This is a genomic window from Variovorax endophyticus (assembly GCF_025376855.1).
Taxonomy (GTDB): domain Bacteria; phylum Pseudomonadota; class Gammaproteobacteria; order Burkholderiales; family Burkholderiaceae_C; genus Variovorax.
On sequence record NZ_JAHUTH010000002.1, the window covers coordinates 101,092 to 124,818 of the forward strand.

Genomic DNA, 23,727 nt, shown 5'->3' on the forward strand with positions numbered 1-23,727 from the left:
GCAAGGCTCGCCGCCGTCGGCGCGATCAGCGCCCCTTCTGCCGGATGTACGCCTGCGGCGTCATGCCGATCTGCTTGCAGAACATGGCGATGAAGGCCGAGGGCGAGCCGTAGCCCAGTTCGATCGCGACGTCCTTCACCGCGCGGCCTGCTTCCAGCAGCGCGATCCCGCGGATCACCTTGAGGCGCTGGCGCCACTCGCTGAACGGCATCTGCAGGTCGCGCTCGCAGCGCCGCGCCAGCGTGCGCTCGGTCGAATGCACCGTGGCGGCCCATTCGGCGAGCGAGCGGCCATCCCAGGGCCGCGCCTGCAAGGCCTCGAGCACGCGGCCCAGCTGGGGGTCGTCCGACATCGGCAGGTAGCTGTCGTGGCCGGACGCGATGGCCAGCTCGTCGCGCAGGACTTCGAACAGGCGCTGCTCGGCCGGATTGCGCGGCACCTCGATGGAACGGGTGCGCAGGCTGTCGAGCACGGCCTGCGTCAGCGGGCTGATGACCATGGTGCAGGCGCGCTTGGGGAGCACGTCGCACAAGGCCTCGGCCAGGTAGACCGTGGCGTAGCTGGCCGCATGGCGGTTGCTCGACAGGTGCTCGACGCGCGGCGGGATCCACACGCCGTACTGCGGCGGCGCCAGGAAGACCCGGCCGCTCATCCCGACCTCGATCACGCCCGAGATCGCGTGCACGAACTGTCCCTCTTCGTGGCTGTCGCGCGGCGCGGTGCCACCGGGCGCGAGGTGCACGACCTTGAAGAGCACGGGCTGCCCGTCGGCGGCGGATTTGAGTTGTCGCTTCATGTTGTCCGGCTTGCTCGATCGGTTGTCCGATTGGATGGGCTGCCATCCACCCCCTCACTCTAGACTGCCTTCGGCCTCGCAACCATTGCCTATCTCGAAGGAGACCCCGCCCATGAATGCACGACCCGACGACAGGCTCCCATCGGACCAGCAGGTCGAGGAATTTTCGCGCGACGGCGCCATCGTCCTGCGCGGTGTCCTGCGGCCGCCCGAGGTCGAGCTGCTGCGCCAGGGCATCGATGCCAATCTCGCCGCGCCGAGCGTGCGCGCGAAGGTGGCGAGCCGGCCCGACGATCCGGGCTTCTTCATCGAGGACTTCTGCAACTGGCAGGAGATCCCGGCGTACTGGGACGTGATCTCGCGCTCGGCATTGCCGGCCGCCGCGGCCAGGCTCACGAGGAGCACGCAGGTGCGGCTCTATCACGACCACATGCTCACCAAGGAATCGGGCACGCGCCAGCGCACGCCCTGGCACCAGGACCAGCCCTACTACAACGTCGAGGGCAGCCAGAACGTCAGCTTCTGGATTCCGGTGGATCCGGTGTCGCGTGCCTCGACGCTGGAGCTTGTCGCCGGCTCGCACAAGGGGCCGTGGCTGATGCCGCGCACCTTCATGACCAACGAGGCCCGGTGGTTCCCCGAGGGCGCGCTGGCCGACCTGCCCGACATCGAGGCCGACCGCGCGGCCCACGACATCCTCGGCTGGGCCGTGGAACCCGGCGACGCCATCGCCTTCAACATGCTCACGCTGCACGCCTCGGCCGGGCTCGAACCCGGCCGGCGGCGGCGGGTGTTCTCGGTGCGCATGCTGGGCGACGACATGCGGCATGCGCCGCGGCGCTGGAAGACCTCGCCGGATTTCCCGGGACTGGCCGAGCAGCTGCCGGCGGGCGCGCCGATGGCGCATCCGTTGTTTCCGGTGCTGTGGCCGCCGGCTTCCAGTTAGTGAGCCGCGAGGCGTTCCGCCTCCAGCGCCGCGCGAACGCTGGCGCGCTGCCCCATGCGAACCATGAAGCGCTGGATCGCCGCGTAGCCCGAGAGATCGAGATTCACGCGCGGCGGCCACGACAGCACGTTGTAGAGATAGGCATCGGCCACCGAGAAATCGGCGCCCAGCACGTAGTCGTGGGTCGACAGGTGCTCGTCGATGTAGGCGAACTTGCTCGTGAGGTTGCCGTCCGCGAATCGCTTCTTGGTGTCCGCGTCGAGGTAGGGCGAGAACATCACGGCCATGCCCTTGTGCAGGTCGCTCGCGACGAAGTTCAGCCACTCGAGCGCGCGGTAGCGCTGCCGCGTGCCGAAGGGCGGAAGCAGCCGGTGCTCGGGATGCCGGTCGGCGATCCACTGCAGGATCACCGCGCCTTCGGTGATCAGGTCGCCGTCGTCGAGCTTGAGGACGGGGATGAAGCCCTTGGGCGTCACCTGCAGGTAGTCGCCTTCGACCGTCGTCTTGGTCTTGAAGTCGACCTTGACCAGTTCATAGGCCTGGCCGGCCTCCTGCAATGCGATCTGCGAGGCGAGGCCGCAGGAACCGGGGGCGTAATAGAGTTTCATGGTTGACTAGAGAGGAGCGGGTATCAGAGCATCGAAATCGCTGGCATCGTGGCGCTCGCGCAGCACGGTGCCCGGCGCGCCCGAGGTGCGGTTGACCACCCTGCCGCGCGCGACCGCGGGCCGCGCGGCAATGGCCTCGTACCAGCGCAGCAGGTGCCTGTACTCCTCGACGGCCAGGAACTCGTGCGTGTCGTAGACGCCGTAGAGGCTGCCCGGATACCAGGGCCACACCGCCATGTCCGCGATCGTGTATTGGTCGCCGGCGAGGAACTCGTGCGAGGCCAGATGGGTGTCGAGCACATGCAGCTGGCGCTTGGTCTCCATCGCGTAGCGGTCGATCGCGTATTCGATCTTGAACGGCGCATAGCCATAGAAGTGGCCGAGGCCGCCGCCGACGAAGGGCGCCGAGCCCACCTGCCACATCAGCCAGTTGAAGGTCTCGGTGCGCGCGCGTCCTTCGGCCGGCAGGAAGGCGCCGAAGCGCTCGGCGAGATGGACCAGGATCGAGCCACTCTCGAAGACCTGCGTGACCGGGTCCGTCGATCGATCGACGAGCGCGGGAATCTTGCTGTTGGGATTGAGGCCGACGAAGCCGCTGCCGAACTGGTCGCCCTTGAAGATGTCGATGAGCCAGGCGTCGTACTCGGCGCCCTCGTGTCCGGCCGCGAGCAGTTCCTCGAGCAGGATCGTGATCTTCTGGCCGTTGGGCGTGCCCTGCGAATACAGCTGCAGCGGATGCCTGCCGACCGGCAGCGCCTGGTCGAAACGCGCGCCCGACACGGGACTGTTGATGCTGCCGAAGGTGCCGGCCGGATTGCTCTTCGGTTGCCAGACCTTGGCGGGCACGTAGCCCGCGGGTTGATTGGCTGGAGGCGTGTCTGTCATCGATGGCTTTGGTGGATGGATGTCGATGCAAAAAATTCTAGGAACGCGCCGACGATTCATCTACGGGCGCCGCTCGAATTCATCGTTCGGCCTCCCGAACAATGCGGCCGCGCGCCTCCTCAGCGAGCGGGATGCGCGTCGACCCGCCAGCCCGCCTCCGCCTTGCCCACCACGCCGCCCACCCAGTCCACGAAGGCGCGCACGGTGGGCGACAGGTGGCGGTTCTGCGGGTAGAGCACGGAGAGCGGCGCGGCCGGCGCGGCGTAGTCGGCGAGCACCCGCCGCAGCTGTCCGCTGCGCAGGTGCTGCTGCACCATGTAGCTGCCCGCGCGGATCAGGCCCAGGCCCTCGAGGCCGCAGGCCACGTAGGCATCGGTGTCGTTGACGACGAGGCTCTCGCGCATGGCGATGCAGCGGTCCTCGCCGTTCTCCACGAAATGCCACTCGAGCGAGCGCGCCGTGCGGCTCGACAGATAGCCCACGGCCTTGTGCCGCGCCAGGTCCTCCAGCGTCTTCGGCGTGCCATGGCGCTCCAGGTACTCGGGCGAGGCGCAGCTCACCCAGTCGAAGGCGCCGATGCGCCGGGCCACCAGCGTGGCCGAATCCTCCGGCGTGCCCGCGCGGATGACGCAGTCGATGCCCTCCTGCACCAGCTCCACCGTCCGGTCGCTCACCGTGAGCGTGAGCTCGACATCGGGATAGCGCGACTGGAAGTCGCGGATCGAGGGCAGCACCACGAGGCGCGCGAGCGAGAGCGTCATGTCGACGCGCAGGCGCCCGCGCGGCCGTCCGGCGCTGCCGGGAAAGCTGGACTCGACGGCCTCGATCTCGGCCAGCAGCCGCCTGCAATGGTCGTAGTAGAGCGTGCCTTCGGGCGTCAGGCTGATATGGCGCGTGGTCCGCTGCAGCAACCGCGCGCCGAGGAATTTCTCGAGGTCCTTGACCGCGCGCGTGACGCGCGACTTGGGCAGCACGAGGCTGTCGGCGGCCCGCGTGAAGCTGTGCATCTCGACGACGCGGGCGAAGATCTGCATCGATTGCAGGCGGTCCATTCGATCTCTCCTTGGCCCGGAATTTATTGCTCGAAGCGAAACAAGTATAGGTTCGCCTCCCTCGATGTCTGGCGCCTTTCCCTCTGAATTCAAGGGCCGAGGCCGAATCCACTGTTCCATTTAAGGCAACAAACTTAGCCAGCTTCAGGGCTAGATGTTCGTGCGCCGCGCGCTCAGACTGCGGGCCATTCAACCCTCTCGAGCAACTCGCATGAATCCCCTCCAGAAGCATCCCCTCGCGGCCATCGTGGCCGCGATCGCGGTGGCCGGCGCGGGCAGCGTTCTTTGGAAGCATGGCTCCGAAGCGCATGCCGCGCCCGCCGCCGCGGTTCCCACCGTCAAGTACCGGCCGGCCCTGCAGCGGCCGGTGACCGACTCGCAGGACTACACGGGCCGGCTCGAAGCCGTCGACCTCGTGGACGTCCGCCCCAAGGTGCCCGGCACGCTGCTGGCCGTGCATTTCAAGCCCGGCCAGCATGTGCGCCAGGGCGAACTGCTGTTCACCATCGACCCCGCGCCCTACGAGGTCCAGGTGCGCCAGGCGCAGGCCGCCGTGGCGGGCGCCGAGGAACGGCAACGCCTCGCCGACCTCGAGCAGGCGCGCGCACGGCGGCTGCTCGAATCGGACTCGATCGCGCGCCGGGAATTCGATGCGCTCGACAACGCGGCGCGCGCGGCGGCCGCATCGCTCAAGGGCGCGCAGGCTTCGCTGGCCCAGGCCCGGCTGCAGCTCGACTACACGCAGGTGCGGGCACCGATCGCGGGCCGCATCTCGCGAGCGGAGATCACCGCGGGCAACGTGGTGGGCGCGGGCGGCGAGGCGGTGCCGCTCACGCGCATCGTCTCCGACGGCAAGCTCTACGCCGCCTTCAACGTCGACGAGCAGAGCTACCTGCGGCTCATCGCGCCGTCGCTGCGCGCGGGCGCGCAGCCGACGGTCGCGGTCGGCCTCGCGAGCGACGACGGCTTTCCCCATGCGGCCGCCATCGAGGCGCTCGACAACCAGATGGACACCCGCTCGGGCACGGTGCGCGTGCGCGCTCGCATCGACCGCGTGGGCCCCGACATGCTCCCGGGCCTGCAGGCGCGCATCCGGCTGCAGGGCGGCCTGCCCTACGAGGCCGTGACGGTCGACGATGCGGTCGTCGGCACCGACCAGGACCGCAAGTACGTGCTGGTCGTCGATGCGCAGAACAAGGTCGAGCGCCGCTTCGTCGAGCTCGGCACGCTGCACGGCCGCGATCGCGTGCTGCGCAGCGGCGTCGCGCCCGGTGCCAGGGTGATCGTGGACGGCGCGTTCCGCGCGCCGCCGGGCACCGCGGTGTCGGCCGAGGCAGCCGAGCCATCGGCGGTGCCCGATGCGCCGACCGCGTCCGCGCGCGCCGTCGACGGGGGCCGGTCGTGAACATCTCGAAGTTCTTCATCGACCGCCCGATCTTCGCGGGCGTGCTGTCCGCGCTGATCCTGCTCGCGGGCATCGTCGCGGCCTTCCACATGCCGGTCTCGGAATACCCGCAGGTCATTCCGCCCTCGGTGGTCGTGCATGCGCAGTACCCGGGCGCCAACGCCAGGACCATCGCCGAGACGGTGGCGGCGCCGCTCGAGCAGTCCATCAACGGCGTGGAGGACATGCTCTACATGGACTCCAAGGCCAGCGGCGACGGCCATCTCTACCTGACGGCGACCTTCAAGCTCGGCACCGATCCGGACCGGGCCCAGCAGCTGGTGCAGACGCGCGTGTCGCAGGCCCAGCTGCGGCTGCCGGAGGACGTGCAGCGCCTGGGCGTCACGGCCATCAAGAACTCGCCGATCATCACCATCGCCGTGCACATGGTCTCGCCGAACGGGACCTACGACAACAACTACATCAGCAACTACGCCATCCTCCACGTGAAGGACCGGCTGGCCCGCATCGCGGGCGTGGGCGACGTGGTGGTGTGGGGGCCGGGCGGCTATGCCATGCGCGTCTGGCTCGACCCGGCCGCGCTGGCCGAGCGCGGGCTCGGCGCGAGCGACGTGGCGGCCGCGATCCGGCGCCAGAACATCCAGGCCGCGGTCGGCACCATCGGCAGTTCGCCCGCGTCGCCCGACACCGCCTTCCAGCTCAACGTCAACGCCGACGGGCGCCTCAAGTCGCCCGAGGAGTTCAAGGGCATCGTCATCAAGTCCGATGCCAACGGCGCGATCACGCGCCTGGGCGACGTGGCGCGCGTGGAACTGGGTGCCGAGGACTACGGCATCCGCGCCACCCTGGACAACGCGCCCGCCGTCGCGGTGGCCGTGCAGGAAGCGCCGGGTGCGAACTCGCTGCAGATCTCGCGCGAGGTGCACAGCGCCATGAAGGAACTCGAGAAGGAGTTCCCGCAGGACGTGGTCTACCGCGTCGTCTACGAGCCCAGCCGCGCCGTCCAGTCCGGCATCGACGCCGTGATCGAGACCCTGCTGGAGTCGGTGGCGCTGGTCGTGCTGGTGGTGTTCCTCTTCCTGCAGACCTGGCGCGCCTCGATCATTCCGCTGCTCGCGGTGCCGGTCTCGATCGTCGGCACCTTCGGCTTCCTGCTGCTGGCCGGCTACTCCATCAACACGCTGTCGCTGTTCGGCCTGGTGGTCGCGATCGGCATCGTGGTCGACGACGCGATCGTGGTGGTCGAGAACGTGGAGCGCAACATCGCGCGCGGCCTGGGCCCGCACGAGGCCACCTACCAGGCGATGCGCGAGGTCAGCGGGCCCATCGTCGCCATCGCGCTCACGCTGTCGGCGGTGTTCCTGCCGCTGGCCTTCCTGAGCGGCCTGACCGGCGAGTTCTACAAGCAGTTCGCGGTCACCATCGCGATCTCCACCCTGATCTCGGCGGTGAACTCGCTGACGCTGTCGCCAGCGCTGTCGGCGCTGCTGCTCAAGGGCCACGGCGACGCGCCCGATGCGGTGACGCGCGTGACGCAACGGCTGTTCGGCCGCTTCTTCGCGCGCTTCAACCGCCGCTTCGACCGCGCCTCCGAAGGCTACGGCAGCGGCATCGGCAGCCTGCTGCGGCACAAGGGCGCGCTGCTCGTCGTCTACGCGGGCCTGCTGGGCGCGACCTGGTGGCTCACCGGCCACGTGCCGGGCGGCTTCGTGCCCGCGCAGGACAAGGAGTACCTGGTCAGCCTGGCGCAACTGCCCGAGGGTTCGACGCTCGATCGCACCGAGGCGACCATGAAGCAGATGAACGACATCGCGCTCAAGCACCCTGCCGTGATGGGGACCTCGAGCTACAGTGGCCTCTCGATCAACGGCGTGACGAAGAGCTCGAGCACCGCGCTGACCTTCGTGCTGCTGAAGCCCTTCAAGGAACGGCCCGGGATCAGCGCCGAGCAGGTGGTGGCCGACCTGAGCCGCGAGTACGCCGGCATCGGCCATGCCTACACCGGCGTCTTCCCGCCGCCGCCGGTCTACGGACTGGGCACGCTCGGCGGCTTCAAGCTGCAGATCGAGGACCGCGCGGACCTGGGCTACGAGGCGCTCTACAAGGCGACCCAGGCCTTCGTCAAGAAGGCCTCCGAGGCACCCGAGCTCGCTTCCATCTACTCGACCTACACGGTGAACGTGCCGCAGCTCAAGGTCGACATCGACCGCGCCAAGGCACAGCAACTGGGTGTCGATACGCCGGCGGTGTTCAACACGCTGCAGTCCTTCCTGGGGGCGTACTACGTCAACGACTTCAACTTCCTGGGCCGCGTGTACCAGGTGCGGATGCAGGCCGACGCCAGGTTCCGCTCCAGGCCCGACGACATCGGCCAGCTGCACGTGCGCAGCGAGTCGGGCCGCATGGTTCCGCTCGCCTCGCTGGCGAGGATCAGCCAGACCTACGGGCCGGACCAGGTGGTTCGCTACAACGGCTTCACGGCCGCCGACGTCAACGGCGCCCCGGCGCCCGGCTATTCCTCGGGCCAGGCGATGGCGGCGATCCAGCGGATCGCGGCCGAGACGCTGCCGCCGGGCATGAGCTACGAATGGACCGACCTGACCTACCAGCAGATCATCGCCGGCAACAGCGCGGCCTGGATCCTTCCGCTGTGCGTGCTGCTGGTGTTCCTGGTGCTGGCGGCCCAGTACGAGAGCCTCACGCTGCCGCTGGCCATCATCCTGATCATCCCGATGAGCATCTTCTCGGCGCTGCTCGGCGTGTGGCTCACCCGGGGCGACAACAACATCTTCACGCAGATCGGGCTGATCGTGCTCGTCGGGCTGGCATCGAAGAACGCGATCCTGATCGTCGAGTTCGCGCGCGAGCTCGAGATGGCGGGCCTGTCGACCGCGAAGGCCGTGATCGAGGCCTGCCGCCTGCGGCTGCGCCCGATCCTGATGACCTCGCTCGCCTTCGTGATGGGTGTCATCCCGCTGGTCGCGTCGACCGGCGCGGGCGCGGAGATGCGCCAGGCGATGGGCATCTCGGTGTTCTTCGGGATGATCGGCGTCACGCTGTTCGGCCTGTTCCTCACGCCGCTGTTCTATGCGCTCGTCAGGTCGCTCGGCAGGGGCAGGCCGCTGCACGCGGCGGCGCATCACGAGGCGCCGGCGCTCGCCGCGCGCCATCTCGAACCCCTGCAACCGGAGGGCCGCGCATGAGCCGCGTCATCCACACACGGAACCTGCTGGCGACGGCGGCCATCGCCTTCCTGCTGTCGGCATGCTCGCTCGCGTCCACCGAGCAGCGCCCCGGCATCGACATCCCCGCGAGCTACCGACAGTCCGGTGCGCCTTCCGGCGCGATGCCGGCGGAAGAACCCGGCCGCTGGAAGCCGGCCGAACCCGCCGACCACCAGGCGCCCTCGCCCTGGTGGGGCGTCTTCGGCGATCCCGTGCTGGTGCAGCTCGAGGAGGAAGCGCTGCGGGCGAATCCCGACGTGGCGATCGCGATGGCACGGCTGAAGCAGGCGCGCGCGCTGACCTCGCGCAGCGAGTCGGAACGCTTCCCCGAGATCGACGCGGGCTTCGGCCCGACCCGCCAGCGCGGCACGGGCGCGGCCGCGGGGCGCGGAGACGGCGCGGCGGGCAGCACGCAGACGCTGTGGCGCGCCCAGGCTTCCGTGGCCTACGAGGTCGACGTCTTCGGCCGCGTCGCCTCGGGCATCGCCGCCGCGCGGGCCGACGAGGCGCGGCAACGCGCCCTGGCGCACCAGATGCTGCTGCTGGTGCAGGCCGAGGTCGCCGGCACCTACTTCGGCCTGCGTCAGCTGGAGGGCGAGCTGCGCCTGCTGGCCGACACCGTGGCCTTGCGCGAGGACGCCGCGGCGCTGCTCGAGCGCCAGCTCGGCGCGGGCGCCGTGGCGCGCCACATCGTCGACCAGGCGAGGACGGAACTGTTCACGGCGCGCGCCGAGCACCTGGCGGTGGCGCAGCAACACGCGCAGGCCTCGCACGCGCTGGCCATCCTGCTCGGCAAGGCGCCGGCGAGCTTCTCGCTCGCCGCGAAGCCGCTGGAAGCCACCGTCGTGCAGCTGCCGCCGGGCCTGCCCTCTGCCCTGCTCGAGCGCCGGCCCGACATCGCGGCCGCCGAGCGCGCCATGGCCGCGGAGAACGCACGCATCGGCGTGGCGAAGGCCGCGTACTTTCCCTCGCTCGCGCTGACCGGCTCGCTCGGCTACGAATCGGCCGCGCTCGGCAACCTCGGCAACTGGTCGCAGCGCACCTTCCTGCTCGGTCCGCTCGCGGGCACGATGCTGAGCCTGCCGCTGTTCGACGGCGGACGCCGCGAGGCCGAGCTCGAACGCGCCCGCGGCGCCTACGAGGAGAGCGTCGCGCAGTACCGCAAGACGGTGCTGCAGGCCTTCCGCGAGGTCGAGGACGCGCTGGTCGCGATGCGGACCCTCGATGCGCGCATCGCCCAGCAGCGCGAGGCCGATGCATCGGCCGCGCGCGTGGCCCGGTCCGCGAAGGCGCGCTTCGATGAAGGCGACACCGACTACCTGGCGGTGGTCGACGCACAGCGCACGCGCCTGCGCAACCGGCAATCGCTGATCCAGTCCGAAGGCGCGCGCGCACGCGCGAGCGTCGACCTCGTGCGCGCGCTCGGCGGCGGCTGGGAAGCCACCGGCACCGCGGCGCATGCCCGTTCCGCACCCTCCTCGTCCTGAAGATTCCATGTCCCATTCGAAACTCTTCGAGCCTCTCACCCTGCTGCACGGCCCGCCGATGCGCAACCGCTTCATGCTGGCGCCGCTCACCAACCAGCAAAGCGAGGTCGGCGGCGACGCCTCCGAGTTCGACCAGGACTGGATCGCGCAGCTCGCGCGCGGCGGCTACGCCCTGATCCAGACCTGCGCCACGACCGTCGAGGCCGGCGGCATCGCCTTCGCGCGGCAACTCGGTATCCACAGCGACGCCCATCTGCCGGGCCTGCGCCGGATGGCCGACGCGATGCGCGAAGGCGGCGCGCTGTCCGCGGTGCAGCTGCACCATGCGGGCCATCGCGCCAATCCGCGGCTGGGCGGCATCCCGGCGCCGGCTTCCGGCGACACCCTGCCTGGCATCGATGCCTTGACGACCGAGGAAGTCGAACGGATCCGCGACAGCTTCATCGCGGCCGCGCAACGCGCCGAGCGCGCGGGCTTCGACGGCGTCGCGGTCCATGGCGCCTTCGGCTGGATCCTCTCGGAGTTCATGTCGCCGCTGCTCAACGACCGCACCGACCGCTATGGCGGCAGCGTCGAGAACCGCGCCCGCCTCACGCTCGAGGTGATCGAGGGCATCCGCCGCGCCTGCGGTCCCGCGTTCCAGATCGGCTGGCGCCTGTCGATCGAGCGCTACGGGCTGCGGCTCGAGGAATTGCGCGACGTCACCGCCGACATCCTCGACCGCGAGCTGATCGATTACCTCGACCTCGCGCTGTGGGATTCGGCCCAGGTCGTGCAGCAGGGCACGCTCCAGGGCCGCACCATGCTCAGCGTCTTCACCGAACTGCCGCGCCGCGGCGTGCGCGTGGGAGCGGCGGGCCGGATCATGAGCGCCCGGCGCGCGGCCGAGCTGCTCGACGAGGGATGCGACTTCGTGCTGGTCGGCCGGGCCGGCATCCTGCAGCGCGACTTTCCGCTGCGGGTGATGGAGAACCCGCTGTACGACAGTCCGAGGCTGCCGGTGACCGCCGACTACCTGCGCGCGGGCGGCTTGAGCGAACGCTTCATCGCACACATGCGCGGCTGGCCGCACTTCGTCCACCCCGCGAGCCCCTGAGTTCGGGCGCGGGGACTATCCCTGGTGCATGGCCGGATGGCTCTTGAAGAGATCGGCCGCCCAGTCCACGAACACCCGCACCTTGTTCGACAGATGCCGGTTCTGCGGAAACACCACGTGGATCGGCATCGGGTCGTTGCTCCAGTCCTCGAGCACGGGCACGAGACGGCCGTCCTCGATCATGGGCCGCAGCAGGAACTCCGCCATCTGCACGATGCCCAGCCCCGACAGGCCCGCGGCCGTGTACGCATAGCTGTCGTTCAGCGCGATCCGCCCGGGCAGCACGAGCTGCACGCGCTCGCCGCCGCGCGTGAAGTCCCAGTGGAACATCTCGCCCGTGCGCGCGGAGAAGTAGTTGACGCAGCGATGCCGCGCCAAGTCGTCCGGATGCAGCGGACGGCCATGGCGCTCGAGGTAGGCCGGCGAGGCGCAGGTGGTGTAGTGCATGGCCCCGACGCGGCGCGCGATCAGGCTCGAGTCCTCGAGCGCTCCGCCACGCACCGCGCAATCCACGCCCTCCTCGATCAGGTCCACGGGCCGGTCGCTGCAACCCAGCTCGAGGTGGATGTCGGGATAGCGTGCGAAGAAGTCGGGCAGCGCGGGGATGATCACCAGGCTGGCCAGGCCGGTCGGGGCGTCGACGCGCAGGCGCCCCGAGGGACTGCGCCGCGTGCGCGACAGCGATTCGTCGGCCTCGCGCACATCCGACAGGATGCGCAGGCACCGCTCGTGGTAGGCCGCGCCGTCGGCGGTCACGCTGACCTTGCGCGTGGTCCGGTGCAGCAGCTTCGTCGCGAGCGAGGACTCCAGCGCCTGGATCAGCGTCGAGACCGTCGCCTTGGGCAGCTTCAGGTGCTCGGCCGCGCGCGTGAAGCTGCCCGTGTCGACCACCTGCACGAAGACCTCGATCGCCTGCAGCTTGTTCATCGCTCGCCCTGCCCCGCCGCCCGTCATGCGAGGAACGCGCGGGTGCCCGCGGCCTGCTGGAGGATCCAGTTGCAGAAGCTGCTCACCTCGGGACGGCCGGCCGCGTTCGGGTTGACGATCATCCAGTAGGCGCCCGGGCCCGCGGTGCGGTACGCCTCGCCGAACACCTCGCGCAACTCGTTGCGCCCCAGCAGGTCGGCCACCAGCGGCAGCCGCGCCAGCGCCAGCGCGTGGCCGGCCACCGCGGCCTGCACCTGCTGGTAGGTGAAGTTCAGGTGCATCCAGTTGCGCGGCTCGAGCTCGGCGTGGTTGTGGATGCGCAGCCAATGCCGCCAGCTCGCGAGGCCGGCCGAGGCATAGGCGTCGTCCTCCTCGACCAGCGTGTGCCGCGCGAGGTCGCCGACGCTCTTCAGCGGCGGCGCATCGCCGAGCTCGATCTGCCGCGCGAAGGCCGCGCTCATGACCGGCGTCAGCGCCTCGTTGAACAGCCGCGTGGCACCGGCGGGCGCGAGCTTCGGCGCGCAGTAGCGCAGGAACACGTCCGTGTCGGGACTCTCGATCGGCGCCATCGCATCGCTCGACGACACGCGGATGTCGATCTCGGTGTGCTCGCGCTGGAACTGCTCCAGCCTCGGCAACAGCCACAGCGAAGTGAACGAGGCGAAGGTGCTGACGGTGACGCGCGCCTTGGCGCTCGGCGAGCGGATCTGGCGCACGGCCTCGTCGAGGCGGTCGAGCATCGGGAACAGCGCCTTGACCAGCACCCGGCCCTCGGCGCTCAGCTCGACCGAGCGCGTGCTGCGCGCCAGCAGCGTCGCGCCGATGTCGCTCTCGAGTGCCTGGATCTTGCGGCTGACGGCCGATTGCGTGAGGTGGAGTTCGGCCGCCGCGGCATTGAAGTTGAGATGCCTGGCGACCGCGGCAAAGGCGCGCAGGGGTCCGATCGATAGCGGTCTTTGACGGTCCATGGAAAGAGTGATGGCACCGCGTCGCGAGACGGACCGGCGCATGCGGGACTCTACGCAAGAACACCGCGCCGGGTGCGACGCGCGGCGCAATTGTGAGTTGCGTTCGCCGATGCATCGAATCGGTGGTCCAAACCTAAGATCGACTTCGCCAGCCCGAACTACGGGCTGTCTTCTCGATTCAATGCAACCGATTCAAGGTCTTTCAATGAAATTCGCCATCTTCGTTTTCTCCGATCCCAAGGCCGGGGAAGAAGCCGTGGGACGCCTCTTCAATGCGCTCGCGACCGCCTACGACTTCAAGCAGCGCCATGTCGAAGTCGCCATCTATTTCCAGGGCACCGGCACGCGCTGGGCCGGCGTGGTCGGCAATGCCGATCATCCGGTGCATGGGCTCTACAAGGCCGTCGAGGACAAGGTCGCGGGCGTGTCCTGCGGCTGCGCCGATGTCTTCGGTGCGCGCGAGGACGCCATCAAGAACGGCTTCGAACTGCTGAGCGGCAACGACGTGCCGGGCACTTCCGGACTGCCGAGCATCGGCGCCCTCGCGGCCGACGGCTTCACCATCCTGACCTTCTGATCGATCGATTCGAACTCGCCGCGCCCGGGAGTCCTAGAGCGCGGCGAGTTCGCGGCGCAATCTCGGTCCGACCAGGTCGATGAAGCTTCGCACCCTGGACGAGCCGAAGCGGCTCTCGCGGTGCAGCAGGTGGATCGGCAGCGAGCCGCTCGCGTAGTCGGCCAGGATCGCTCGCAATTCGCCGCTGCGGACCTTGTCGGCCACCTGGTAGCACGGCAGGTTCACGATGCCGATGCCGCGCACGGCCGCGTCGATGGCGGCATCGCTGCCGATGACATCGAGGACCGGCTTGAGCTTGACCGAGATCGCGCTGTCCTTCGACCTGAACTTCCACACCGCCACCTGGGCCGACACCTCTGCGGCCACGATCCTGTGCTTCTGCAGGTCCATCGGATGCACCGGCTCGCCGTGCTGCTCGAGGTAGGCCGGCGAGGCATAGCTGAGCCTGCGCACCTGGCCGACCTTGAGCGCCTTCATGCCCGAGTCGGGCAGCTCGGCGATGCGGATGGCCACGTCGAAACCCTCGTCGATCAGGTTCACCGTGCGATCGAGAAAGATCGCCGAGATCTCCATCTCGGGATAGAGCGCGAGGTATTCCTTGATCAGCGGAATGATGAAGAGCCGGCCGAACACCGTCGGCGCGGTGATCCGCAACTGGCCGCGCGCGACGACGTTGGCGCCGATCACCGAGGCCTCGGCGCGATCGACCAGCTGCAGCACCGCGCGCGAATCCTCGAGGTACCGCTGCCCGCTCTCGGTGAGCGCCAGGCCCCGGGTGTTGCGCTGGAAGAAGGCGACGCCCATCTTCGATTCGAGGTGGTTGATGGCGCGCATGGCCGCGGCGGCCGAGATGTCGAGCCGCCGCGCACCGCCGGCCAGGCTTCGTTCCTCGCCGACGGCGACGAACACCGTCATCAAATGAATGTCGTCCATGTCACCACCATCTTTCCGGCTCGACCGCCCTGCGTCGCGCGCAATTATCAATTGCGGTCCGCTTCCTTTCGGGTCGCCGCATCGATCGGCACAATTTTTTTCCAATGACCGTTCTCGAAAGCATCGACCCATGACGACCAGTGACACCCTGTTCCACGAAGGCGAATTGACGGCCCAGCGCAACGCGGGCGAGAGAGAGATCGCCGAGCGCAACGGCGCCACCGTGGGCCGCACCATCGTCCGGGGCGCCCTGCCCTTCGTGCGCCAGCAGAAGACGGCCTACGCGGCCAGCCTGGACCGCAACGGACAGGTGTGGGCCTCGATCCTGCTGGGCGAGCCGGGCTTCCTGGCCCCCAGCGACGACGCCGCCGCGCTGTCGGTCGACCTGGGCAAGGTCGCGCGGCTCGATGCCGATCCCTTCTGGGAGAACATCCGGCACGATGCGCGCATCGGCCTGCTGCTGCTGGAGCCGCAGAGCCGGCGCCGTTTGAAGATCAACGGCGAGGCCCATCTGGAGAGCGATCGGCTCGAGGTCCAGGTGACCAAGTCCTTCCCCATTTGCCCGCGCTACATCCATCGGCGCGAAATCACGCTCCCGCACCCTGGCGAAGCGGCGCCGTCCTCGACCGCCAGCCATGGCCATGAACTGGGCCCCGAGCAACTCGCGCTCATCGGCGACGCCGACACCTTCTTCCTCGCATCGGCGCACGCCACGCGCGGCACGGACTGCTCGCACCGCGGCGGCCCGCGCGGCTTCGTGCGGCATGCGGGCGATGGCGTGCTGAGGATTCCCGACTACAACGGCAACAGCATGTTCAACAGCTTCGGGAATTTCCTGCTGAACCCGCAGGCGGGCCTGGCCTTTCCCGACTACGAGCGGCGCCGCGTGCTGCAGCTGGCCGGCACGGTCGAGATGATGTGGAACCAGTCCGATCCCGCGGGCCTCACGGGCGGCACCGGAAGATTCTGGGAGTTCAGGACCTCGCACTGGATCGAGAGCGAGCTGCCGGCGACGCTGCAGGCGAAGTTCATCGAGTTCTCGCCCTTTCTGCCGAAGGTGGACTGAACATGCGACTCACCGTGACGAAGACCGAGGCGCTGGCCGCCGGCGTGCGGCTCATCCGATTGCAGCATCCCGCCAACGAACGCCTTCCCGGCTTCGATGCCGGCGCGCACATCGAACTGGGATTCGATGTCGATGGGCAAAGCCTGCTGCGCAAGTATTCGCTGGTCTCCGACACCGGAGCGCTCGACCGCTACGACATTGCGGTGAAGCGCAACGACAGCGGCCGCGGCGGCTCGCGTTTCCTGCACGACGTGCTGGCCGTTGGCGACACGGTGGAAGTGTCCACGCCGGTCAATGCCTTCGGCATCGTGCCTGCCGCCAGCCACCACGTGCTCATCGCCGGCGGTATCGGCATCACGCCGATGCTCGGCATCGCATCGGCGCTGAAGCAGTGCGGTGCTTCGTACGAACTGCACTATGCGGCCAGGCACGAGCGGGAAATGGCCTTTCGCGACCGGCTGCTCGACGAGGGGCACGACAAGCTGTTCCTCTACGCGACGCGGCAAGGAGAATCCCCGCGGCGCATCGATGTGCAGGGGCTGCTGCGGCCTCGCTCTCGCGACGAGGGCGTGCACTTCCATGTCTGCGGCCCGGCGAAGCTCATCGACGATGTGCGGCTGGCGGCCAAGGCCCTCGGCATTGCGTCGTCGCGCATCCACTTCGAGAGCTTCGGACCCGCGTGGAGCGCCACCGACACGAAGGTCCGGCTCGCATTGACCGAATCGGGCCTCGAACTCGAAGCCTCGCCGGGAACCACCTTGCTCGACGCGGTCGAGGCCGCGGGCGCCTGGATCCCCTCGGACTGCAGGCGCGGCGAGTGCGGCGCCTGCATCGTGAGCTACGGCGGCGGCACGCCGATCCACCGGGACAACTGCCTGACTCCGCAGCAGCGCACGCATTCGCTGTGCCTGTGCGTGTCCTGGGCCGAGCCGGGCGACGCGCTCGTGCTGCGGGCCTGAACCCTCAGTTCAACGCCTCGCGACCGCGCAGGCGGTGCACGAGCAGCTCGACGAACTCGCGGGCCCGCGGCGATTCCCAGCGGTCCCGCTCGCAGACGACATGGATCGGCCACGGCGGTTCCTCGTGGTCCGCCAGCACGATCGCCAGGCGCCCGGCCTGCCGGTGGGTGGCGATCTGGTAGGAGAGCAGTTGCGCGATCCCGCTGCCGCGCACGACGGCCTCGATGGCCGCGTCGTTGGTCCCGACGATCAGCCGGGGCGCGAGCCGCAGCGCGAGGTCCGCATCGCCCGAGCGAAACCGCCATTCGTTCCCCGGCGACAGGGGCGCGGCCGAAACGATCGCATGCCGGGCGAGTTCGGAGGGATCGCGCGGCGTGCCATGCGCCTTCAGGTAATCGGGCGATGCGCACAGCACGCGCCGCACCTGCCCCACGCGGATGGCCTTGAGCCCGGTGTCGGCCAGAAAGCCGATGCGTATCGCGACATCCATCCCCTCCTCGCGGAGGTCGACGATGCGATCGAGGAAATAGCCGGAGATGCTCATGCGCGGAAAGCGCCCCAGGTACTCCTCGATGCACGGCATCACGTGCGAGATGCCGAACAGCGCGGGGGCGGTGACGTTGAGGTGTCCCTGCACGGCGCTGCTCACGCCACGGGCCGTCTCGGCCGCATCGGCGAGCTTCGCGAGGATGAGCTTCACGTCTTCCAGGTAACGATGGCCGACGTCGGTGAGCCTGACGCTGCGCGTGGTGCGCAGGATGAGCTTCACGCCCAGGTGCTCTTCGAGAGCGGCGATCGCGCGCGTGACGGCCGGCGCCGACATGCCCAGATGCCGCGCCGCGGCCGCGAAATTCTGCGCTTCGGCCACCGCGAGAAACACGGTCATCAGGTGCGCGCGATCCACTGCGGTTGCTACGGTTGTGGGGTCTGGATAGGGAAGGGCCGGAGCATTCTACGTTTGGGTTTCGCGGCTTCCCCTGGCCATCGGCGCCAGCCGGGCGTCGCCGATCCCCGCTGAGGAACTCGTTTTTTTAGTTTCCCAATAAGGAAACAAAAAAGCCAGATCGCGCCAACGGCGGCGGGACACCGAACGCATGACCGACGCCTGGGATTGTTCAGCCTCCAGAACAATCTGCCCCGTATTTCGCCGCGGAAGAACAGTTTGCGGCCCCGTGACCCGGCTGCTAGCATTCGTTTCCCATCAGGAAACTTTTGTCATGTCGCGAGCCACGAGCTCCAGCCCATGCCAACCTGATCTTGCCGGCCGGAAGCAGCCTGCAAGGCGCCCCGCCGCACGCATACCGCGCCAACCGCGGCGATGGGCAGGTGTCCCGTCGGACACAGGTATTCCATCCCCAAAAAAGAAACCGTCTTAGGAGACAAGCATGAAAGCCATGAGAACCGCAGCCTGCGCGCTGCTCGCCCTGGCCGCCATCGGCACGGCCGGTGCCGGCACGACGTTCGACACCGTCAAGAAGCGCGGCACCGTCCAGTGCGGCGTCTCGACCAACCTGCCGGGCTTCGCGTTCACGGACAGCAAGGGCGAGTGGCAGGGCATCGATGCCGACACCTGCCGGGCCATCGCGGTGGCCATGTTCGGCGATGCATCGAAGGCGCGGTTCACGCCGCTCACCACGCAGGCCCGCTTCACCGCGCTGCAGTCGAGCGAGGTGGACGTGCTGACCCGCAACACGACCCAGTCGCTCACGCGCGACACCACGCTGGGACTGATCGGCGTGGGGGTCAACTACTACGACAGCCAGGGGATCATGGTGAAGAAGGACCTCGGCGTCGCAAGCGCGAAGAAGCTCAACGGCGCCACCATCTGCGTGCTGCCGGGAACGACCACCGAGCTGAACCTGGCCGACTGGTTCCGCGGCGCGAAGATGGAGTTCAAGCCCGTGGTCCTCGACAAGGCCGACGAGATCCTGCGCGCCTTCGCCGCCGGGCGTTGCGACGGCATCAGCATGGACAAGTCGCAGCTCGCACTGGCGCGGATCAATCTCGGCAATCCCGACAACTTCGTGATCCTGCCCGAGGCGCTGTCGAAGGAGCCGCTGGGCCCGATGGTCCGCCAGGGCGACGAGGCCTGGTTCAACGTGGTGCGCTGGTCGCTCAATGTGCTGCTGGAAGCCGAGGAGTACGGCCTGAGCTCGAAGAACGTCGACGAGGCGCTCAAGAGCCCGTCGCCGGGCATCCAGCGCATGCTCGGCGTGACGCCCGGCATGGGGAAGAACCTCGGCATCGACGACAAGTGGGCCTACCGGATCGTCAAGCAGGTCGGCAACTACGGCGAGGTGTTCGACCGCAGCCTGGGCATGGCCAGCCCCATGAAGCTGGAGCGGGGCCTGAACGCGCCCTACACCAAGGGCGGGCTGATGTACGGCTGGCCGATCCGCTGAGACCGGCGGCGGCGCACGCGCCGCCGCGATGTCCGCGTCTTCCGAACCTCTTCCACGCAGCCATGCCCTCCCACCACACACTTGCACCGCCCACGCGCCGGCCCCGGCGCTTCAGCTGGACCGATCCCTCCACGCGCGCTCTGGCCTGCCAGGCGGCGGCCATCGCGGCCGTCGCGCTGGTCGCCTGGTTCCTGGTGTCCAACACGCTCCACAACCTCGCCTCGAGGAACATCTCCACCGGCTTCGGCTTCCTCGGGCGCGAAGCCGGCTTCGCGATCGGGGAGAGCACCATCGCCTACACGCCGGCCGACTCCTATGCGCGGGCCATCGGCGTGGGCGCGCTCAACACCTTGCGCGTCGCGCTGATCGGCATCGTGGCCGCCACGCTGCTCGGCACATTGATCGGCATCGCGCGGCTGTCCGGCAACTGGCTGATCGCGAAGCTCTCGGCGCTGTACGTCGAGCTGGTGCGCAACGTCCCGCTGCTGCTGCAACTGCTGCTCTGGTATGCGCTGATCACCGAGAACATGCCCGGGCCGCGGCAGGCGCACCATCCGCTGCCGGGCGTCTTCCTCTCGAACCGCGGCCTGAAGGTGCCGACGCTCGAAGGCAGCTCGGTCGACTGGATGCTCGGTGGCGCGGCGCTCGCGCTGGTGCTGGCGCTGCTGCTCGCGCACTGGGGCGAAAAGCGCAGGGAAGCCAGCGGCCGGGAATTCCCGTCCGGGCGCGTGGCCACGGCCCTGCTGCTCGGCCTGCCGCTGGCCGGCTGGCTGCTGGGGGGCGCCTCGCTGTCGCTGAACCTGCCCGAGCTCCGGGGCTTCAGCTTCGAGGGCGGCGCCACGCTGTCGCCGGAACTCGCGGCGCTGCTGGCGGGCCTCGTGTTCTACACCACCGCCTTCATCGCCGAGATCGTGCGCTCGGGCATCCAGGCCGTCGGCAGCGGCCAATGGGAGGCCGCGCGCTCGCTGGGCCTGCGCCGCTCGCGCATCCTGCGGCTGGTGGTGCTGCCGCAGGCGGTCCGGGTGATGGTGCCGCCCGTCACGAGCCAGTACCTCAACCTGGTCAAGAACAGCTCGCTCGCGGTGGCCATCGGCTATCCCGACCTGGTGTCGGTGGTCAACACGACGCTCAACCAGACGGGGCAGGCCATCGAGGGCATCCTGATCATCATGGGCGCCTACCTCACGGTGAGCCTGTCGATCTCCTGCTTCATGAATGCCTACAACAAGCGCATGTCGCTGGTGGAGCGCTGACATGAACGGCATCGCATCGCCCGCGCGGCATCTGGACATCGCGCCGCCGCGCCCGCCCCGGGGCGGCCCGCTCGCCTGGCTCCAGCGGCGCTTCCTCGTCTCGCCCGCCAGCGTGGCCGCGACCGTGCTGCTCGCCTGGCTGCTGCTGATGGCCGTTCCGGCGCTCGTCGACTGGGGCTGGATCCAGGCGAACTTCAGCGCCACCAGCGGCCAGGAATGCCATCGCTCGCACGGTGCGTGCTGGGCCTTCATCGCCGAGAAGCACCGCCTGATCCTCTTCGGCACCTACCCCCACGACGAGCAGTGGCGGCCGCTGGTCGCCACCTGCCTGCTGATCGGCCTGATCGTCTGCAGCGGTATCCGCCGGTTCTGGAACCTCGCATTGCCGGCGATGTGGGTGCTGGGCCTGTCGACCGTGGCCGTGCTCATGTGGGGCGGCGTGCCGGGGCTGGTCTACGTGGAGAACGTGCGCTGGGGCGGCCTGCCGCTGACGCTCATCCTCTCGACCTTCGGCATCGCATTGGCCTTCCCGCTCGGCGTGCTGCTCGCCCTCGGGCGGCGTTCGCGCATGCCGGTCATCAAGGCGCTGTGCGTCGTCTACATCGAGCTGATCCGCGGCGTGCCGCTCATCAGCCTGCTGTTCATGTCGTCGGTCATGCTGCCGCTGTTCCTGCCCGAGGGCTTCGCCATCGACAAGCTGCTGCGCGCGCAGATCGCGATCGTCATGTTCGCCGCCGCGTACATCGCGGAGACCGTGCGCGGCGGCCTGCAGTCGGTGCCCAAGGGGCAGTACGAGGGCGCCGATTCGATCGGCCTGGGCTACTGGCAGCAGATGCGCGCGATCGTGCTGCCGCAGGCCCTGAAGATCGTGATCCCGCCGCTGGTCAGCACCTTCATCGCGCTGTTCAAGGACACCTCCCTCGTCGTGATCATCGGGATCTTCGACCTGACGCTGGCCGCGAAGGCCGCGCTGGCGGATGCCGCGTGGACCGGCTTCGGCATGGAGGCCTACCTGTTCATCGCGGCCATCTATTTCGTCTTCTGCTTCGCCATGTCGCGCTACAGCCAGGCCCTGGAACGGCGCCTGGCGACGGGCCACCGGGCCTAGAAGCGACCGCCCCGCACTCCAAGGATTCCAGACATGAAAGAACCCATCATCCGCCTGCAAGGCGTCAACAAGTGGTACGGAGAATTCCACGTGCTGCGCAACATCGACCTCGAGGTCGCGCGCGGCGAACGCATCGTCGTCTGCGGTCCCTCGGGGTCGGGCAAGTCCACGATGATCCGCTGCCTGAACCGGCTCGAGGCGCACCAGCAGGGACGCATCGTGGTCGACGGCACCGAGCTGACCGACGACCTGCGGCGCATCGAGGCCATTCGCCGCGACGTGGGCATGGTGTTCCAGCACTTCAACCTGTTCCCCCACCTCACGGTGCTGGAGAACCTCGTCCTGGGGCCGACCTGGGTGCTCAAGAGGCCACGCGCCGAAGCCGAGGCCGATGCGATGAAGTACCTCGAGCGGGTGCGCATCCCCGAACAGGCGAGGAAATTCCCCGGCCAGCTCTCGGGCGGGCAGCAGCAGCGCGTGGCGATCGCGCGCTCGCTGTGCATGAAGCCCAAGATCATGCTGTTCGACGAACCCACCTCCGCGCTCGACCCCGAGATGGTCAAGGAGGTGCTGGACGTCATGGTGAACCTGGCGCAGGAAAGCGGCATGACCATGCTGTGCGTCACCCACGAGATGAACTTCGCGCGCAAGGTCGCCGACCGCGTGATCTTCATGGACCGCGGCGAAATCATCGAGCAGGGAAGGCCCGAGGATTTCTTCGGCAATCCGCGCAACGAACGCACGCGCGCGTTCCTGGGCCAGATCCTGCACTGACGACTTCCACCACTTTTCGGACATCGGAGAATCGGATGACAAGAGAACTCGATCGGGCCCCGGGATTCCAGACCCGCGCCATCCATCACGGCTACGGCTCGCAAGACCCCTACGGGGCCGTCTCGCCGCCGATCTACATGACGTCGACCTTCGCGTTCGACTCGAATGCCGAGGCCGAAGCCATCTTCGCCGGCGAGAGCGACCTCTACGTCTACGGGCGGCAGCACAACCCGACGCAGGATCTTCTGGAGCGGAGGCTGGCCAACCTCGAGGGTGCGCAGGCCGCGGTCGCCACCGCCTCGGGCATGGCCGCGATCAACGCGGTGTTCCTCAGTCTCCTGGGAAGCGGCGACGAGATCGTCGTTCACCACACGATCTATGCCACGGCAACCACGCTGATCGACGAAGGCCTGCCCCGCCTGGGCATCAAGGTGACCAAGGTCGATCTGTCGTCGCCCGCGGAGCTGGCCGCAGCGATCACGGCTAAGACGAAGCTCGTGTACTTCGAGACGCCGATCAATCCGACCGGAGAGGTGCTCGACATCGAGGCCATCTCGAAGATCGCGAAGGCCGCCGGCGTGCGGGTCGTGGTCGATTCGACCTTCGCCTCCCCGGCCCTGCAGCGCCCCTTGGCCCATGGCGCCGATCTGGTGGTGCACTCGCTGACCAAATACATCAACGGGCACGGCGATCTGCTCGGCGGCATCGTGGTGGGTGACCTGCCGACCATGAACAGGGTCCGCAGCGTCGGCCTGAAGTACATGACCGGCGCTTCCCTTTCGCCGATGCTCTGCTTCCTGGTCCTGCGCGGTCTCAAGACCCTGAAGCTGCGCATGCGCCAGCACGGCGAGAACGCGCTGGCGATCGCGCGGATGCTGGCGGCCCATCCGGCGGTCGAAGTCGTGCGCTATCCCTTCCTCGAAGACAGCCCGGGGCACGAGATCGCGCGCCGGCAGATGCTGCATGGCAGCGGCATGCTGTCCTTCGACCTGAAGACGGGATACGACGGCGCGATCCGGATGATCGATCGCCTGCGCCTGATCTCGCGCGCGATCAGCCTCGGCGATACCGAGTCGCTGATCACGAGCCCCGGCGCCCTGATGCGCGCGCGACAGAAGATCGCGCCGACGGCGCGCCTGAGCGAAGGCGTCACCATGGACCTGATACGCCTTTCGGTGGGACTCGAGGATGTGGAGGACCTGATCGCCGATCTGAGGCAGGCGCTCGACGCGCCCTGATTCGGCGCTGCACGGGCGCGCCC

At 68.7% G+C, this 23,727-nt stretch carries 21 protein-coding genes; 13 read left to right on the forward strand and 8 right to left on the reverse strand.

Features of this window, described 5'->3' with window-relative positions; genetic code table 11:
• Positions 1-25: 25 nt before the first annotated feature.
• Positions 26-796, reverse strand: a complete 771-nt coding sequence (locus tag KV106_RS03195) for an AraC family transcriptional regulator (protein ID WP_261206060.1) — start codon at positions 794-796, stop codon at positions 26-28.
• 112 nt (positions 797-908) lie between these two features.
• On the opposite strand from KV106_RS03195, the gene KV106_RS03200 reads away from it, so the two are divergent.
• A complete protein-coding gene (locus tag KV106_RS03200; RefSeq protein ID WP_261206061.1) occupies positions 909-1,742 on the forward strand; it encodes a phytanoyl-CoA dioxygenase family protein in 834 nt (277 codons plus the stop codon).
• On the opposite strand, the gene gstA is transcribed toward KV106_RS03200, so the two are convergent.
• The 3 genes from gstA to KV106_RS03215 all read right to left on the reverse strand — a co-directional run bounded on the left by gstA (position 1,739) and on the right by KV106_RS03215 (position 4,287).
• Positions 1,739-2,350: a glutathione transferase GstA gene (gene gstA, locus KV106_RS03205; protein WP_261206062.1), complete on the reverse strand. Its 612-nt coding sequence runs from the start codon at positions 2,348-2,350 to the stop codon at positions 1,739-1,741. The genes KV106_RS03200 and gstA overlap by 4 nt on opposite strands.
• Before the next feature lie 6 nt (positions 2,351-2,356).
• Entirely contained in the window at positions 2,357-3,235 is an 879-nt protein-coding gene (gene yghU / locus KV106_RS03210; protein WP_057597827.1) for a glutathione-dependent disulfide-bond oxidoreductase, read from the reverse strand.
• A 119-nt stretch (positions 3,236-3,354) separates the two neighbouring features.
• Entirely contained in the window at positions 3,355-4,287 is a 933-nt protein-coding gene (locus KV106_RS03215; RefSeq protein WP_261206063.1) for a LysR family transcriptional regulator, read from the reverse strand.
• 211 nt (positions 4,288-4,498) lie between these two features.
• On the opposite strand from KV106_RS03215, the gene KV106_RS03220 reads away from it, so the two are divergent.
• From KV106_RS03220 to KV106_RS03235, 4 genes are read left to right on the forward strand one after another with little or no spacing between them, the layout of a single operon-like run.
• Entirely contained in the window at positions 4,499-5,692 is a 1,194-nt protein-coding gene (locus KV106_RS03220; protein WP_261206064.1) for an efflux RND transporter periplasmic adaptor subunit, read from the forward strand.
• Positions 5,689-8,895, forward strand: a complete 3,207-nt coding sequence (locus tag KV106_RS03225) for an efflux RND transporter permease subunit (RefSeq protein WP_261206065.1) — start codon at positions 5,689-5,691, stop codon at positions 8,893-8,895. The genes KV106_RS03220 and KV106_RS03225 overlap by 4 nt, the downstream gene beginning before the upstream one ends.
• Positions 8,892-10,403 carry an efflux transporter outer membrane subunit gene (locus tag KV106_RS03230; protein WP_261206067.1) on the forward strand — a complete coding sequence of 504 codons (1,512 nt, stop codon included), beginning with the start codon at positions 8,892-8,894 and terminating at the stop codon, positions 10,401-10,403. The genes KV106_RS03225 and KV106_RS03230 overlap by 4 nt, the downstream gene beginning before the upstream one ends.
• 7 nt (positions 10,404-10,410) lie before the next feature.
• Positions 10,411-11,499: an NADH:flavin oxidoreductase gene (locus KV106_RS03235; protein ID WP_261206068.1), complete on the forward strand. Its 1,089-nt coding sequence runs from the start codon at positions 10,411-10,413 to the stop codon at positions 11,497-11,499.
• 15 nt (positions 11,500-11,514) lie between these two features.
• Here the strand turns inward: KV106_RS03235 and KV106_RS03240 are convergent, their stop codons facing one another.
• Together KV106_RS03240 and KV106_RS03245 are read right to left on the reverse strand one after the other, a co-directional pair.
• Entirely contained in the window at positions 11,515-12,426 is a 912-nt protein-coding gene (locus KV106_RS03240; RefSeq protein ID WP_261206069.1) for a LysR family transcriptional regulator, read from the reverse strand.
• Positions 12,427-12,449: 23 nt separating this feature from the next.
• Positions 12,450-13,394: a LysR family transcriptional regulator gene (locus KV106_RS03245; RefSeq protein ID WP_064262131.1), complete on the reverse strand. Its 945-nt coding sequence runs from the start codon at positions 13,392-13,394 to the stop codon at positions 12,450-12,452.
• A 205-nt stretch (positions 13,395-13,599) separates the two neighbouring features.
• Here KV106_RS03245 and KV106_RS03250 point away from each other — a divergent pair, with 205 nt between their 5' ends.
• Positions 13,600-13,971 (forward strand): DsrE family protein, encoded by a 372-nt coding sequence (locus tag KV106_RS03250; RefSeq protein ID WP_261206070.1) that lies wholly within the window; start codon positions 13,600-13,602, stop codon positions 13,969-13,971.
• Between the two features lie 33 nt (positions 13,972-14,004).
• Here the strand turns inward: KV106_RS03250 and KV106_RS03255 are convergent, their stop codons facing one another.
• On the reverse strand, positions 14,005-14,904 hold the full coding sequence (locus KV106_RS03255) for a LysR family transcriptional regulator (RefSeq protein WP_261206071.1): 900 nt from the start codon (positions 14,902-14,904) through the stop codon (positions 14,005-14,007).
• Between the two features lie 130 nt (positions 14,905-15,034).
• Between KV106_RS03255 and KV106_RS03260 the strand changes: the two genes are divergently transcribed.
• The gene (locus tag KV106_RS03260; protein ID WP_261206072.1) at positions 15,035-15,970 is read left to right on the forward strand and encodes a pyridoxamine 5'-phosphate oxidase family protein; all 936 of its coding nucleotides are present in this window, start codon (positions 15,035-15,037) and stop codon (positions 15,968-15,970) included.
• 2 nt (positions 15,971-15,972) lie between these two features.
• Positions 15,973-16,929, forward strand: a complete 957-nt coding sequence (locus KV106_RS03265; protein WP_261206073.1) for a PDR/VanB family oxidoreductase — start codon at positions 15,973-15,975, stop codon at positions 16,927-16,929.
• A gap of 4 nt (positions 16,930-16,933) precedes the next feature.
• On the opposite strand, the gene KV106_RS03270 is transcribed toward KV106_RS03265, so the two are convergent.
• Complete coding sequence (locus KV106_RS03270) at positions 16,934-17,815, reverse strand: LysR substrate-binding domain-containing protein (RefSeq protein WP_261206074.1); 882 nt, start codon at positions 17,813-17,815, stop codon at positions 16,934-16,936.
• A 499-nt stretch (positions 17,816-18,314) separates the two neighbouring features.
• Here KV106_RS03270 and KV106_RS03275 point away from each other — a divergent pair, with 499 nt between their 5' ends.
• The 5 genes from KV106_RS03275 to KV106_RS03295 all read left to right on the forward strand — a co-directional run bounded on the left by KV106_RS03275 (position 18,315) and on the right by KV106_RS03295 (position 23,704).
• Positions 18,315-19,331, forward strand: a complete 1,017-nt coding sequence (locus KV106_RS03275) for an amino acid ABC transporter substrate-binding protein (protein ID WP_057589897.1) — start codon at positions 18,315-18,317, stop codon at positions 19,329-19,331.
• 62 nt (positions 19,332-19,393) lie between these two features.
• Positions 19,394-20,584 (forward strand): amino acid ABC transporter permease, encoded by a 1,191-nt coding sequence (locus tag KV106_RS03280; protein ID WP_261206075.1) that lies wholly within the window; start codon positions 19,394-19,396, stop codon positions 20,582-20,584.
• A gap of 1 nt (position 20,585) precedes the next feature.
• A complete protein-coding gene (locus KV106_RS03285) occupies positions 20,586-21,692 on the forward strand; it encodes an amino acid ABC transporter permease (protein ID WP_261206076.1) in 1,107 nt (368 codons plus the stop codon).
• Between the two features lie 33 nt (positions 21,693-21,725).
• Positions 21,726-22,466, forward strand: a complete 741-nt coding sequence (locus tag KV106_RS03290; RefSeq protein WP_314733625.1) for an amino acid ABC transporter ATP-binding protein — start codon at positions 21,726-21,728, stop codon at positions 22,464-22,466.
• Between the two features lie 35 nt (positions 22,467-22,501).
• Entirely contained in the window at positions 22,502-23,704 is a 1,203-nt protein-coding gene (locus KV106_RS03295) for a trans-sulfuration enzyme family protein (RefSeq protein ID WP_261206077.1), read from the forward strand.
• Positions 23,705-23,727 lie beyond the last annotated feature (23 nt).

What these genes read in the sequence shown, in the direction of transcription:
- KV106_RS03195 (WP_261206060.1), bottom strand. Translation starts at nt 796, where the DNA reads ATGAAGCGACAACTCAAATCCGCCGCCGACGGGCAGCCCGTGCTCTTC.
- KV106_RS03200 (WP_261206061.1), top strand. Translation starts at nt 909, where the DNA reads ATGAATGCACGACCCGACGACAGGCTCCCATCGGACCAGCAGGTCGAG.
- gstA (WP_261206062.1), bottom strand. Translation starts at nt 2,350, where the DNA reads ATGAAACTCTATTACGCCCCCGGTTCCTGCGGCCTCGCCTCGCAGATC.
- yghU (WP_057597827.1), bottom strand. Translation starts at nt 3,235, where the DNA reads ATGACAGACACGCCTCCAGCCAATCAACCCGCGGGCTACGTGCCCGCC.
- KV106_RS03215 (WP_261206063.1), bottom strand. Translation starts at nt 4,287, where the DNA reads ATGGACCGCCTGCAATCGATGCAGATCTTCGCCCGCGTCGTCGAGATG.
- KV106_RS03220 (WP_261206064.1), top strand. Translation starts at nt 4,499, where the DNA reads ATGAATCCCCTCCAGAAGCATCCCCTCGCGGCCATCGTGGCCGCGATC.
- KV106_RS03230 (WP_261206067.1), top strand. Translation starts at nt 8,892, where the DNA reads ATGAGCCGCGTCATCCACACACGGAACCTGCTGGCGACGGCGGCCATC.
- KV106_RS03235 (WP_261206068.1), top strand. Translation starts at nt 10,411, where the DNA reads ATGTCCCATTCGAAACTCTTCGAGCCTCTCACCCTGCTGCACGGCCCG.
- KV106_RS03240 (WP_261206069.1), bottom strand. Translation starts at nt 12,426, where the DNA reads ATGAACAAGCTGCAGGCGATCGAGGTCTTCGTGCAGGTGGTCGACACG.
- KV106_RS03245 (WP_064262131.1), bottom strand. Translation starts at nt 13,394, where the DNA reads ATGGACCGTCAAAGACCGCTATCGATCGGACCCCTGCGCGCCTTTGCC.
- KV106_RS03250 (WP_261206070.1), top strand. Translation starts at nt 13,600, where the DNA reads ATGAAATTCGCCATCTTCGTTTTCTCCGATCCCAAGGCCGGGGAAGAA.
- KV106_RS03255 (WP_261206071.1), bottom strand. Translation starts at nt 14,904, where the DNA reads ATGGACGACATTCATTTGATGACGGTGTTCGTCGCCGTCGGCGAGGAA.
- KV106_RS03260 (WP_261206072.1), top strand. Translation starts at nt 15,035, where the DNA reads ATGACGACCAGTGACACCCTGTTCCACGAAGGCGAATTGACGGCCCAG.
- KV106_RS03265 (WP_261206073.1), top strand. Translation starts at nt 15,973, where the DNA reads ATGCGACTCACCGTGACGAAGACCGAGGCGCTGGCCGCCGGCGTGCGG.
- KV106_RS03270 (WP_261206074.1), bottom strand. Translation starts at nt 17,815, where the DNA reads ATGACCGTGTTTCTCGCGGTGGCCGAAGCGCAGAATTTCGCGGCCGCG.
- KV106_RS03275 (WP_057589897.1), top strand. Translation starts at nt 18,315, where the DNA reads ATGAAAGCCATGAGAACCGCAGCCTGCGCGCTGCTCGCCCTGGCCGCC.
- KV106_RS03280 (WP_261206075.1), top strand. Translation starts at nt 19,394, where the DNA reads ATGCCCTCCCACCACACACTTGCACCGCCCACGCGCCGGCCCCGGCGC.
- KV106_RS03285 (WP_261206076.1), top strand. Translation starts at nt 20,586, where the DNA reads ATGAACGGCATCGCATCGCCCGCGCGGCATCTGGACATCGCGCCGCCG.
- KV106_RS03290 (WP_314733625.1), top strand. Translation starts at nt 21,726, where the DNA reads ATGAAAGAACCCATCATCCGCCTGCAAGGCGTCAACAAGTGGTACGGA.
- KV106_RS03295 (WP_261206077.1), top strand. Translation starts at nt 22,502, where the DNA reads ATGACAAGAGAACTCGATCGGGCCCCGGGATTCCAGACCCGCGCCATC.